Source organism: Facklamia sp. P13064 (assembly GCF_050409425.1).
Taxonomy (GTDB): Bacteria; Bacillota; Bacilli; order Lactobacillales; family Aerococcaceae; genus Facklamia.
The window spans coordinates 57,182-69,762 of the sequence record NZ_JBNUPM010000003.1 but is presented as its reverse complement, the minus strand read 5'-3'; the positions used below and the strand labels follow the sequence as shown (position 1 = coordinate 69,762).

At 37.3% G+C, this 12,581-nt stretch carries 12 protein-coding genes; all 12 read right to left on the bottom strand.

All coding sequences use genetic code 11. From position 1 onward, the window contains the following. Nucleotides 1-36: 36 nt before the first annotated feature. The 12 genes from ftsH to ACQV2S_RS02345 all read right to left on the bottom strand — a co-directional run bounded on the left by ftsH (nt 37) and on the right by ACQV2S_RS02345 (nt 12,487). On the bottom strand, nt 37-2,091 hold the full coding sequence (gene ftsH, locus ACQV2S_RS02400; protein WP_428884964.1) for an ATP-dependent zinc metalloprotease FtsH: 2,055 nt from the start codon (nt 2,089-2,091) through the stop codon (nt 37-39). Between the two features lie 82 nt (nt 2,092-2,173). After that, nucleotides 2,174-2,716 carry a hypoxanthine phosphoribosyltransferase gene (gene hpt / locus ACQV2S_RS02395; protein ID WP_428873216.1) on the bottom strand — a complete coding sequence of 181 codons (543 nt, stop codon included), beginning with the start codon at nt 2,714-2,716 and terminating at the stop codon, nt 2,174-2,176. Between the two features lie 69 nt (nt 2,717-2,785). Next, the gene (gene tilS / locus ACQV2S_RS02390) at nt 2,786-4,243 is read right to left on the bottom strand and encodes a tRNA lysidine(34) synthetase TilS (RefSeq protein ID WP_428873214.1); all 1,458 of its coding nucleotides are present in this window, start codon (nt 4,241-4,243) and stop codon (nt 2,786-2,788) included. Between the two features lie 82 nt (nt 4,244-4,325). Further along, nucleotides 4,326-4,850: a S1 domain-containing RNA-binding protein gene (locus ACQV2S_RS02385; RefSeq protein WP_428873213.1), complete on the bottom strand. Its 525-nt coding sequence runs from the start codon at nt 4,848-4,850 to the stop codon at nt 4,326-4,328. A gap of 36 nt (nt 4,851-4,886) precedes the next feature. Continuing rightward, nucleotides 4,887-5,270 carry an FtsB family cell division protein gene (locus tag ACQV2S_RS02380; RefSeq protein WP_428873212.1) on the bottom strand — a complete coding sequence of 128 codons (384 nt, stop codon included), beginning with the start codon at nt 5,268-5,270 and terminating at the stop codon, nt 4,887-4,889. A gap of 62 nt (nt 5,271-5,332) precedes the next feature. Beyond that, entirely contained in the window at nt 5,333-5,596 is a 264-nt protein-coding gene (locus ACQV2S_RS02375; protein ID WP_428873211.1) for an RNA-binding S4 domain-containing protein, read from the bottom strand. 16 nt (nt 5,597-5,612) lie between these two features. Further along, on the bottom strand, nt 5,613-9,188 hold the full coding sequence (gene mfd, locus ACQV2S_RS02370; protein ID WP_428884963.1) for a transcription-repair coupling factor: 3,576 nt from the start codon (nt 9,186-9,188) through the stop codon (nt 5,613-5,615). Nucleotides 9,189-9,248: 60 nt separating this feature from the next. Further along, nucleotides 9,249-9,815, bottom strand: coding sequence for an aminoacyl-tRNA hydrolase (gene pth, locus ACQV2S_RS02365; RefSeq protein ID WP_428873208.1), 567 nt, complete (start codon nt 9,813-9,815; stop codon nt 9,249-9,251). 106 nt (nt 9,816-9,921) lie between these two features. Next, nucleotides 9,922-10,149 carry a Veg family protein gene (locus tag ACQV2S_RS02360; protein ID WP_428873206.1) on the bottom strand — a complete coding sequence of 76 codons (228 nt, stop codon included), beginning with the start codon at nt 10,147-10,149 and terminating at the stop codon, nt 9,922-9,924. A gap of 100 nt (nt 10,150-10,249) precedes the next feature. Next, entirely contained in the window at nt 10,250-11,077 is an 828-nt protein-coding gene (gene rsmA / locus ACQV2S_RS02355) for a 16S rRNA (adenine(1518)-N(6)/adenine(1519)-N(6))-dimethyltransferase RsmA (protein ID WP_428884973.1), read from the bottom strand. Between the two features lie 49 nt (nt 11,078-11,126). After that, on the bottom strand, nt 11,127-11,702 hold the full coding sequence (gene rnmV / locus ACQV2S_RS02350) for a ribonuclease M5 (protein WP_428873205.1): 576 nt from the start codon (nt 11,700-11,702) through the stop codon (nt 11,127-11,129). Next, nucleotides 11,702-12,487 (bottom strand): TatD family hydrolase, encoded by a 786-nt coding sequence (locus ACQV2S_RS02345; protein WP_428884962.1) that lies wholly within the window; start codon nt 12,485-12,487, stop codon nt 11,702-11,704. Before ACQV2S_RS02345 ends, rnmV begins: the two co-directional genes overlap by 1 nt. Between the last annotated feature and the right edge of the window lie 94 nt (nt 12,488-12,581).

Genomic DNA, 12,581 nt, shown 5'->3' with positions numbered 1-12,581 from the left:
GATAAAAGACAGGCGAGGGCCTGTCTTTTAACTTAACTATTTGACTTCGTCCTTTGAATCCAAATCTTCGTTAGAATTTTCTTTAGGGTCATCTTCCAAAGATTTTTGTTTAGACTCTTCAAAGTCAGACGGATCTTCCACAACTTCTGCTGCTTCCGTTCCATCTAATTTAGGCATTTCACCTGTTTCAAAAAGAGCTTTAATTTGGCGAGCATCTAAGGTTTCAACTTCTAAGAGCTTTTCTGCGATCAGATTTAACTGTTCTCGGTGCTCATTAATAATACGATAAGCTTCCATTAAAGCTTCCTTCATAATACGGTGAATTTCCTTATCGATTTCATAAGCCACTTGCTCAGAATAAGAGGTATGGTCTTCTGTACCATAGCGACGTCCTGCAAATGGTTGGCTATCACTCTCATATTGAACGGTTCCAATTGTTTCAGACATCCCGTAACGAGTCACCATACTACGTACTATAGCTGTCGCTTGACGGAAGTCATCACTGGCTCCTGTTGACTGATGGTTAAAGACAATTTCTTCCGCCGCACGACCTCCTAAAAGACCTACAACTTGCTCAAATAATTCTTTATAGGTAACAATGTATTGATCTTCTTTAGGAAGCATAATAGCATAGCCACCTGCACGACCACGTGGAACGATAGTCACCTTATGGACTGTACGGGCTTCACTTAAAACCATACCAATTACAGTATGTCCTGCTTCGTGGTAAGCAACCGTTTTTCTTTGACGCTCCGAAACGACAGCATCTTTTTTAGCAGGTCCTGCAATCACACGATCATGTGCTTCGTCTAAATCAGGCGCTGTAATTTCTTTACGGTCAAAGCGGGCTGCAATTAAAGCTGCTTCGTTTAAAAGATTTTCTAAATCGGCTCCTGAAAAACCGGGTGTTTGTTGAGCAATCACTTTCAAGTCAATATCAGAAGCTAACTTTTTATTACGAGAGTGAACTTTCAACACGGCTTCTCTGCCTTTAACATCTGGATTACCTACTAGTATTTGACGGTCAAAGCGCCCGGGACGTAAAAGAGCCGGGTCCAAGACATCTGAACGGTTAGTCGCAGCCATAACAATGACACCTTCATTTCCTTCAAAGCCGTCCATTTCAACAAGCAGTTGGTTAAGTGTTTGCTCACGTTCATCGTGGCCCCCACCCATACCTGCTCCTCTTTGTCGGCCTACAGCATCGATCTCGTCAATAAAAATAATAGCTGGTGCTTCTTTTTTTGCATTTTCAAATAAATCACGGACACGTGAAGCTCCCACCCCAACAAACATTTCGACGAACTCAGAACCTGAGATTGAGAAGAAAGGCACACCTGCTTCACCAGCAACGGCTTTTGCAAGTAAGGTTTTACCTGTACCTGGAGGTCCTTCTAAAAGCACTCCAGCTGGTATTCTTGCACCTAGAGCTGTAAACTTCTTAGGCTCTTTTAAAAACTCAACAATTTCAACTAGCTCTTGTTTTTCTTCATCGGCACCGGCAACGTCAGAGAATCTAACTTTGACTTTTTGTTTTGAGACATCTTTAGACTTAGACTTACCAAAGTTCATGACACCCTTTCCGCCACCACCACTAGCTTGCATCATGGTATACATCAAGAAAAAGCTAGGAATCAGTAATAGTAGGATAGGTAAAAAATTTAACCAAATACCTGCTGAAGACTCCGGCATTGATTTAAATTTTACATTTTTCTCTTTGGCTAATTCAGTCACTTGGCTAATGGTCGAATCATTTGGTAAGATATCTGTCTCAAACAATTGAGTTTTACTATCACCTTTGATGACTTCAACCGCTTTATCACTCGTTTTGTTTTCAGCTTCTATCGGTTGATACTTACCTTTCACATGATAAACTCCTGCTCCCGGTTGCATCTCAAATTCAGCAATTTTATCGGCTTCAAGTTGTTGAACAAATTCAGATATCGTGATCTTTTTAGTAGAATTTAAAAACGATCCACCATCTGTCATTAAACTAAAGCCGCCTAAAATAGCCAAACCGATTAAAATATAAACGAGGGTGTTTCGAAAGGGATTTCGAAAGGGATTTCGATTTGGATTAGGTTTTTGCATTCGTTTCTTTCTCCTTAACTTCGATTATTGATTAAAAATATACTTAATCTTTTGATAAAAATAATTAGTCTCACTGACTATTTTAAGAATAGATTTCAGCTTTTAAGACCCCAATATAAGGTAGATTACGATATTTTTGATCATAATCTAGTCCATATCCTACTACAAACTCATTAGGAACTTCAACTCCGACATAGTCTACTTTGACATCTGCTTCTATACGACGCTCTGCCTTATCTAGTAGACTGCATATTTTGATAGAATTGGCTTTACGAAAGTTTAGTAGATCCATGATATACTTTAAAGTTCTTCCAGTATCAATAATATCTTCGACTATTAAGATGTCCTTGCCTTCTACACTGCTATTCAAGTCTTTTATTATTTTGACTTCACCAGAAGACTCTGTAGCTGATCCATAACTTGAAACATCCATAAAGTCAATTTCTACATAGCAATCCATCTGACGGATTAAATCTGCCATAAAAAGAGCGGCTCCACGTAAGATACCTACTACCAGCACTTCTTTCCCTTGGTAATTCGCTGTAATTTCTTTACCTAGTCGTTGGACAGTAGCTCGTAATTCTTCTTCTGTTACAAGTACTTTTAAAACATCTTGTTCTAACATATTGACTCCTTTTCTTTCTCAAAGTGTATTAATGTATTTTAACATAACTCTTTATTTTCTTGCACCTTTTTAGTACATCTTTTGAATCAAAAGGTAATGTGTAATATTTTCTGGTTTTTGTGGTTGGTACTTAGAGGAACTCTGATGACCAATCATCCAAATCACTTCGTTAGTGTCATTAACAATTAACCAAATTTTATCTCTTACGGATGAAGGGATTTTTTCATCAATTAAGATTCTAGAAATTTTCTTGTGATAAGCTCCTTTGCTTGACTTCAACTCAATCAAATCCCCGTCTTGACGATGACGAATATGAAAGGCGGGGGGATTCTCTTCTTCTGATAGGTCAAGTGCCAAGAAATCATCTACTGCCTTACGCATTTGATTATTAACAAAAGAGCGGTTGAAAAGACCAATCCATAGCCCATTCCCTAGGCTAAACCACTTATTATTGGTAGATAAGTCCACTCGATAATCAGAAAGAGCTGGTGCTTTTCTTTCTTCCGGCTCGATAAAGATGTAATCATATTCTCGACGCGACACCCATCCTGGAGCTAAATTAAAGCGGTAATTTGGTGTTTCAGTATTTAAAATTTGATCCAGCAAGTGACTGATAGCCTCTTTATCATATTGACCAGCCACTTCTATAAAGCGCTCTTCGAAAAAAATGGTCAAAAAGACTTCTCTAAAATCATCAGACAATTCACGCCATTTTTTAACATCAAAGGCCCAACGCTTGTCTTCAAGTTTAGCTAATAATAATGGTTCTTGACACATATAAGTCTCATAATGTGCTTGGTAGGAAGAGGTCAGCTGTTGTTGCATCGCAAATAAATTATGATAAAATTGCGGATTTTCAAGTTCAATTTTAGGTAAGTACTGCTTGCGAATACGATTTCTTAAATATTCTGTTTCATGATTGCTTTCATCTTCATAGTAAACAATCTGGTGGTTCTCAGCGTATTGATAGAGCTCTGCTTTTCTAAAATTAATTAAAGGACGCATCAAGGCTGTCACAGTAATTTCATTATTACTAGCTTTCATGACTCTTTGATAATTATCACGTATTCCCGTCAATCCTTTTAACGAAGTCCCTCGAATCATTCGCATAAACATAGTTTCAACAGCATCGTCTAGATGATGGGCGGTCATTAAACAGTCCCCTTTACTAGCATCTAAAACATCAGCTAGAAATTGATAACGTGCTTGTCTAGCATTTGCTTCAATATTTGACTTGCTTGGACTCTCCCACTTAGATACAAAGTAAACCAATTGATGACTCTTAGCCGTGTTTACAACTAGGGTCTGTTCTTTATCATGAGTTTCGGGGGATCTTAGTCGATGGTTAAAATGAGCCACTACTAATTGCCGATCCCTATATTCATTTAATTGAACCAACTCTATCATTAAATGGAGGAGAACCATCGAATCAACGCCTCCAGAAATAGCTAAAACAATCGTTTTGCATTCTTCCCAACCGGGCCAAGATTCTACTTTATTCTTAAATTGTCGAAAGGTTGCTTCCATAGCTTACCACCTCTGCCTCGTTCAAAATAAAGACTGCAAATAGACTGGCTAAAGTCTATTGCAGTCGGCAATATTTTATCAATTAACTACGGCGTCCACCACGTCCGCCTCGTTTTCCTTCAGTATTACGTTTCAGTGAAATTAAACGATCTTCACTATCTTTCAAGAAATTACTCATTAATTGATCGAAATCATCATTGTTTTTTTGAGCATATTTACCAGAAACATTTTGGTTAGGATAAGAGTTACCCTTGCCTTGCGGAACTTTTGGATATTCTTGATGGAAATTGCGACGAGCAGCTTCTTTTGGTTTACGATACTTGGCAGTAGACCCATCATTATTCTTTTTATCTTGATAAGAGTTGGCTGGTTTATCAACTGCTTGGCGTATTGATAAGCCGATCTTTCCATCATCAGCTACCGAAACCACCTTCACGGTGACTTCATCTCCCAATGATAATACTTCGTTGATGTCATTAACAAACCCATCTGAGATTTCACTTATATGGACTAATCCTGATTGATTATTATCTAAGGCAACAAAGGCTCCAAAATTTTTGATTCCTGTAACCTTACCTGTAACTTTTTGTCCTACTTCTACCGCCATATAATTCTTTTTCCTCCTATTAATACTTTAATTTTTTTACTGTTCACTTGACTCTTCGTTTAGATCGAAGATTATTTCGTTATCTTTTGAAAAAAAGTAATCTTTGCGGGCCAATTTGGCAATATAATCTTTGTCTTTTGATAAAATATACTCTTTTTCTGCCTGCTTGTTTTCCGCTTTAACCTTATTCAATCTCTCTTCCGCTTGAACCAATTGACTGTTGACTTCACTTTGCTTATGAAGCGCTTGAAGAAGAGAGAAAAGCGATAAACAAGTCAAAAAGACCCCTACTGAAAACGCTATATACTTTAATAAAGACTCCTGTTTGCTTTTTGAAGGGCTTATATGACCTGCGCTTTGATCAAAGGGGATGATTTTACGATTGGCTGACTGATTATTTTTTTCATTCAATTTTTTCACCACTCTCTCATTTTTGAGTATAGCAGTAATTTAATAAGAATGCACCCTATAATATTTGGTTTTTAATTAATTTTAGTGAATTCTTCACTAATTAATTCATACATCTTCGCTGCGTCTTCTTTTTTAGTTGACTCTTGTAATTCTTTTACCTTTATTGTCATTACACGGTTACCAAAAGTAATGGTTATTTCATCATCTACTTTGACAGTCGAACTTGATTTAGCAACTTGACTATTAATCTGAACTCTTCCTTGGTCTGCTACTTCTTTAGCTACGGTTCTTCTCTTAATAATTCGCGATATTTTTAAAAATTTATCTAAACGCATACTTTAATACTCCTTTTTACTTTAGTGCATGATTTAAATCTTTTTGACGCTGTTGATAATTTTGCTTAATTTGATAGGCTTGCTCTAATAATTTCTTTAAGAGACTTAAAATTTCATAACTCTCTTTTCCTTGAATGGTCAATTTAACCAGCATTCGATCTTTAGGTTTAGTGACTGTTTCTCTTGCTTGAACATCCTGCAGGGCTTGATAAATATTAGGGCCATAGAAAAATTGTGTGGCTTCTTCGCTGAAAGTCAAAACGACATATTGGTGCTGCCTTTTAATAGTAAGCATGCCCGTTTGACTAGCTAAATACCGGAGTAAAGCGATATCTAATAAGTCAGCTACTTGGTCAGGGTATTCACCGTAGCGATCAATTAATTGATCTTGAACCTCGCGATAAGAATCAAAGGAATCAATTCGTTGGATAGCTTTATAAGCTGCAATTTTTTGGCGGTCATCTTCAATATAACTAGCAGGTAGATAGGCATCAATGGCTAAGTCAATTTCAGTATCACTTTGATTGAATACTGCCTGTTGGTTTTCTTTACCTTGCTTTTTGTCGACCGCTTCTTTCAATAATTGAGAATATAAATCAAACCCGATGGAATCGATAAAGCCAGATTGTTGTGCCCCTAAAAGATTGCCTGCTCCACGAATTGAAAGGTCGCGCATAGCAATTTTAAAACCAGATCCCAATTCGGTGAATTCACGAATGGCATTCAGTCGTTTTTCACTGACTTCACTTAATTGCTTCATAGGATCATACATTAAATAAGCATAAGCGAGTCGATTGGTTCGCCCCACTCTTCCTCTTAATTGGTAAAGAGTGGATAAGCCCATTTTATCTGCATGGTCAATAAATAAAGTGTTGGCATTAGGAATATCGACTCCCGTTTCAATAATAGTAGTCGTCACTAATAAGTCATAGTCTCCTTGAACAAAGTCATATAGAACATTTTCTAATTCAATTTCACTCATTTGACCGTGAGCAACCGCAACACGTGCCTCAGGAACTAATTGAGCGAGTTCTTCTGCACGATGATAGATAGTAGCTACACGATTATAAAGATAAAAGGCCTGTCCTCCGCGAGCAATCTCACGTTCCAAGGCAGATTTAATGGCCCCTTCATTCCGTTCCATTACATAGGTCTGGACAGGATAACGATTACTCGGCGGTGTTTCAATCACAGATAAATCTCTCACTCCAATCATCGACATATGAAGAGTTCGAGGTATTGGAGTAGCTGTTAATGTTAAAACATCCACTTGCGATCTTAATTGCTTCAATCGCTCTTTATGTTTCACACCAAAACGCTGTTCCTCATCGACGACTAATAAGCCTAAATCTAAAAATTCAATATCTTTCGATAAAATCCGGTGAGTTCCCACTACAATTTGACAAGCGCCTACCTTTAAGTCTTTGATTGTCTCTTTTTGATTAGTCTTGGTCACAAAACGACTAAGCATCCTGATATTGAATGGATAATCAGCGAATCGTTCAATCAATGAATTGTAATGTTGTTGAGCCAATATAGTTGTTGGCACCAAGAAGGCTACTTGCTTACCATCCATCACCGCCTTAAAAATGGCTCGCATGGCTACCTCAGTTTTTCCATAACCAACATCCCCAATTAATAAGCGATCCATCGGTCTTTCTTTTTCCATATCTTTCTTTATTTCTGAAGCTGATTGTAGCTGGTCAGGCGTTTCTACATAAGGAAAAGCATTTTCGAACTCTTGCTGTTCAGGACTATCTTCACTAAAGGCAAAGCCCTTGTCTTTTTCACGTTTAGCATAGAGTTCAATCAACTCATCCGCAATATCTTCAATTTTACTTGAAACTTTTTGCTTAGTTTTCGTCCATTCTGTACCACCTAAACGATGAATTTTAGGTGTTTTAGCTTCACCAGAGGCAACATATTTTTGAATAAGATGCAATTGGTCAATGGGCACCATCACTTTGGCGTTATTTTGGTATTCAATAACTAGTAAATCACGATGGGAACCAGCAATTTCCATGGTTTCCATTCCAGTATAGCGGCCAATCCCATGATTAATATGGACCACGTAATCGCCAGTTTCCAGTTCATTATAAGATTTTATTCGCTCAGCATTAGAAAGTTTTTGTTGTTTAATCACTTTCTTCTTCATACGATTAAACAATTCTTTTTCAGTCAGTAAAACCCATTTATCATTTGGTAACTCGAAGCCATGGCTTAGGTTTCCAATGAGCAGGTTTACCTGGCCTGGCAGAAAATCATCTTGTTCTTGGATATGTATCGGATCAATTTGATATTCAGCAAATAGTTGCCGCACCTTTTCGGCCCGCTTTTTTGATTCAACAATAATTTGAATATTTTGATTTTGATTCAACCAATGATCTATCTCTGCTTTTATTAATGGCATCTGATGATAAAAGGCATTCATTGTCCGGTAAGAAAAATGATGAATACTAGCTAATGCCTGCTTGCCCATACTCTTTTGAATCAAATCAAAGAAGATGACTGCATGCTTACTTTGATTAATTTGATCGAATGCTGATAACTTTAATGGTTGATTGGGAAATAGATGACCCTTTAAGGTCTCCTGTTCCAACCAAAATTGATCATGCTCAATTAATTGGATTTCTTCTTGATGAATTTTTGAGAACTCATTGACTACTAAACGCCCTGAAACATGCATATAATCCAAAAGGGAATGCCCTTTAGGATCGTAAAAAGATAAAAAAGCTTGGCTCTTATCAAGTGTTTGATTATGGTTTAAACCTTCAAGCTGCTCACCCATAAATTGCTTTAGCTTTTGTTTCATCTCTTCATCTTTGATTTTTTTACTCGCCTTCTTAATTGCTTCATCCAATTGCTCTTTAATACTTTCTTGTTGTTTTTTAGTAAATAGCACATCAGTAGCAGGTTCAATCTTTATCGTTTGAAGGTTTTTCTTTGAAACTTGGCTTTCTGCATCAAAGTAACGGATAGAATCGAGTTCCACATCAAAGAAATCTAAGCGAATAGGAGAGGGAGCGGTTAGAGGATAAAAGTCAATGATACTCCCCCTTACAGAGAACTCCCCGGGGGTCATAACCATTGCTACTTTTTGATAACCTAGTTCAAATAAAATATTTTCTAAGTCTTCTCTTTCAATCTCATAACCAATCGTCAATTCCAATTGGTTGGCTAACCAATCTTCAACTGGCGAAAGTCGCTTACGAATACCAGACACATTGGTTAAAGCAATAACAGGCTCTTTACTCAATAAGGCTTGTAAACATTCTACTCTTTGCGCCCGACCTTCTAGAGAAGCTGTAGAATATTCTAGCGCCAAACTCTCTTCCGCAGGAAAAGAATATATAGCGACATTAGGTAGCAAGCTGGAAAGATCTTCAAACATTTGGATTAAGTGATTCGGATTGCTTTCCAGTATAATCATTTGACTCGGAGCCTCTTGATATAGTTTAGCGATATATATTGCTTTCCCACTACCATCTAGACCCGTCACTAAATGAGGAAGATTAGAATTATTTGCTTTATTTATAGTATTTATAGTATTTATACTTTGATCAAAGACTGCCGTTTGCAACTTATCTAACATCAAATCTCTCCTTATACATCCAACACAAAAACATGAAGCAGGGATATCCTTACTCCATGATTATTTTCTATTATAAAAATTCATTACTTCACTGTAAGGTTTTCCACCAACCCAGTCTGTTAAAGCATTCGCTGCATGATCAATTGCTTGAGTAACAAGTGGTAAGCTGTCCTTATCAAAAGGAGCTAAAACATGATCAATGACCTTCCAACCTGCTTGTGGACGGCCAATCCCAACTCTTATACGCTTAAAGTCATTCGTTCCAAGCATATGAATAATCGATTTCATGCCATTATGCCCACCGGCAGAACCTTTTTCACGAAGGCGAATACGACCTGGTTCGAGATCTAAATCGTCATAGACTACTATTAAATCCTCTACCGCAATACCATAATAAGACATTAAGGGTAAAACAGCTTGTCCCGAATTATTCATATAGGTAAAGGGTTTAACTAATAAAATCTTATCTGATTGATTCCGCCAAATGGTAAAATCTGCATCAAATTTTTGATCAGTAAAGTTTAAGCCTTCTTTATCTACTAAACGATCGATTGCTTCAAAGCCAGCGTTATGTCGCGTATTGGCATAACGTTCACCTGGGTTACCGAGACCAACAATCATTTTCAAGAGCGACACCTCCATAAGATATACAATTAATTATACCATAGCTTGCATCACAAAATAAGAAAGAGCCTTACTCAATAACAAGTAAGCCTCTTTAAAACTTGAAAGTTTAAAATTCGATTTCAACCGCATTAGTTAATATGTCTCGATAAGAAAATGATACACGATCCACATTGTCTTCCTCATCTAAGTCAACAATAAAAATTGACCGATAAGTTTCAGCAAGTGTTCCACGACGCTCTCGTTTCTTCTTACGCCCCATTTGAACAGTTACAACAATCTCTTCTCCAACTCTTCCATCAAGCATTGACTTGATTTCAATCAGGTCTTTTGGCATCTTATCACCTCATACCATATTATATCACAAATTCTTAAATTTTACAATATAACATAAGTAAGAATAACTTGCAATGTATTATCGTCTAACAATTATTCTATCAATTTCTTTCACTTAAAATGTTAAAAAGCTTGATAAACTCATCCAAATTTAATGTTTCAGCGCGACGGCTAGGTGAAATATCCGCCTTAGCAAAGCAACTTTCTAAGTAAGTTGCTTCTTGATTGGGATAATAAACTTTTAAATTATTCCACAGGGTTTTTCTACGTTGTTTAAAGCAAGCTTGAACAAACTGTTGAAATGACCTACTGTTTTTAAAGTTGTGAGATGGATTTTCTAAGCTCGTTAATTTTAACACAGCAGAATCGACATTGGGTCTGGGCATAAAAACAGTGGGAGGGACAATAAATGCTAATTCCGCTTTCATTTGAAGCTGAATAGCCACTGTTAGTGAATTATAAGCTTTGGTTCCTACTTGCGCAGTCATGCGCTCAGCTACTTCCTTTTGCATCATCATGACTAAAGAATCAAAGGACAACTGGCTAGCTAGTAAATGCATAATGATAGGCGTCGTAATATAATAAGGTAAATTAGCGACCACCACTAAGCGTTTACTTTGGTGTAAGTAAGCATAATCTGATTGACTAAAATCAACTTTTAAAATGTCTCGATGAATAACTTCAACGTTTTCATAGGGAGATAGGGTATCTTGAAGAATATTTACAAAACGTTGATCTATTTCAAATGCCAACACTTTCTTAGCAGATAAGGCCAAAAACTCTGTCAGAGCACCTATTCCTGGACCTATTTCGATAACGGTTGTTTCTGAATCAATCTCTGCTACTTCTACTAACCTTTGTAGAATTTGAGGCTCTACTAAAAAGTTTTGCCCTAAACTTTTCTTCATTTTTATATCATACTGCTTCATAATCGAACTTGTACGACTGGGTGTTGCTATTAGTTTATGATCAATATCTTTATTCACTTTCTTCCCTCCTTTTTAAATAAGCTAGTATCTCTTGACGACTTACTTGGTACTTAGCCAATTGCTTTTGTAACTGCTTAGCGTTAACGTGTCCTAAATTAAAATGATTAGCTACTGTCTGCCTTAAAACATTGGCTTGCTCTGTTCCAGCTAGACCCATAGCCACCAGTTCTGCCATGGGTATCGGTTTTAATTCTTTTTGAGGCGACATCTTTGTTACTTTACTTAAGGCTGCTTGAATATCGGCTGCACTGGCATGTTCAATTCCCAAAGAATCTTTTTTACGGTGTGAATTTGCAGCTTCTTGACTTAAAAAAGCTTCTTTAACGCTTGGAATTTGAGTACGAATAATTCTGCGAATGCGCTCGCCAGGATAATCAGGATCAGTAAAGACTATTACGCCAAATTGCTTATTAGCTTCTTCAATTCGGCTGAGGATTTCTTGATCAATGGCCGACCCATTGGTTTCAATCACTTTAATACTTGGGCCAAAAATCTGATTAAGACGTTGGGTATCAGATCGACCTTCTACTACCACCACTTCGGTGGGCACTTCTATTTCTTTCATTAAGCTTCCTCTTCTGGTTGCCAATTAAATAGCTTAAAGGCGTTTTCACTTGTTATCCGGGCAACTTCTTCGACGGAAAGGTTTCTAACTTCAGCCAACTTTTCCGCTACATACTTAACGAAAGCTGGTTCGTTTTGCTTTCCTCTCATTGGAACAGGGGCTAAGTAAGGAGCATCTGTTTCGATCAATAGTTTATCTAGTGGTGTAACGGCCGCAGCTTGACGGACATCTTCCGTCTTTTTAAAAGTGACCACCCCACTAAAAGATAAGTGCATACCTAAATCTAAAAAGCGCTTCGCCTCCTCAGGTCCTTCTCCAAAAGAGTGCATAATTCCCCCAGCTGCTGGAAGCCCTTCTTCCTTAAGAATTCGGTAACAATCTTTGGTTGCTTCGCGATTATGAATAGTAATTGGTAGATTATGTTCCTTGGCAATGGCTATTTGCCTTCTAAAGACTTTAGTTTGAATATCTTTGGGAGAGGTATCCCAATGATAATCCAAACCTATTTCACCTAACATTTTGACACGATCTAATTCTAACCACTTATGTAAATCGTCTTCAAAAGCTTGATCATAATAAATGGTTTCGGTGGGATGACAACCTACCACACTAATCAAATGCTTATGCTCTTGGCTAAGCGTTAGACTGCGCTCGATGGTAGGACGATCAAAACCAACAACTGCTAAAAAACCGACGCCTGCTTCTTTAGCTCTTTGTAAATATTCTTCTTCTTTCCCATGAAATTGGGAGACATTTAGATGAGTGTGTGTATCAAATAATTTCATTTTTTCCTCTCCAATCTTTTGTTATTTTAACATAACTCGTTCTTTTCAAACAGATAGGCTCATTAAACATAAAAAGGACAAGTGCGAATACTTG

What these genes read in the sequence shown, in the direction of transcription:
- ftsH (WP_428884964.1), bottom strand. Translation starts at nt 2,091, where the DNA reads ATGCAAAAACCTAATCCAAATCGAAATCCCTTTCGAAATCCCTTTCGA.
- hpt (WP_428873216.1), bottom strand. Translation starts at nt 2,716, where the DNA reads ATGTTAGAACAAGATGTTTTAAAAGTACTTGTAACAGAAGAAGAATTA.
- tilS (WP_428873214.1), bottom strand. Translation starts at nt 4,243, where the DNA reads ATGGAAGCAACCTTTCGACAATTTAAGAATAAAGTAGAATCTTGGCCC.
- ACQV2S_RS02385 (WP_428873213.1), bottom strand. Translation starts at nt 4,850, where the DNA reads ATGGCGGTAGAAGTAGGACAAAAAGTTACAGGTAAGGTTACAGGAATC.
- ACQV2S_RS02375 (WP_428873211.1), bottom strand. Translation starts at nt 5,596, where the DNA reads ATGCGTTTAGATAAATTTTTAAAAATATCGCGAATTATTAAGAGAAGA.
- mfd (WP_428884963.1), bottom strand. Translation starts at nt 9,188, where the DNA reads ATGTTAGATAAGTTGCAAACGGCAGTCTTTGATCAAAGTATAAATACT.
- ACQV2S_RS02360 (WP_428873206.1), bottom strand. Translation starts at nt 10,149, where the DNA reads ATGCCAAAAGACCTGATTGAAATCAAGTCAATGCTTGATGGAAGAGTT.
- rsmA (WP_428884973.1), bottom strand. Translation starts at nt 11,077, where the DNA reads ATGAAGCAGTATGATATAAAAATGAAGAAAAGTTTAGGGCAAAACTTT.
- rnmV (WP_428873205.1), bottom strand. Translation starts at nt 11,702, where the DNA reads ATGAAAGAAATAGAAGTGCCCACCGAAGTGGTGGTAGTAGAAGGTCGA.
- ACQV2S_RS02345 (WP_428884962.1), bottom strand. Translation starts at nt 12,487, where the DNA reads ATGAAATTATTTGATACACACACTCATCTAAATGTCTCCCAATTTCAT.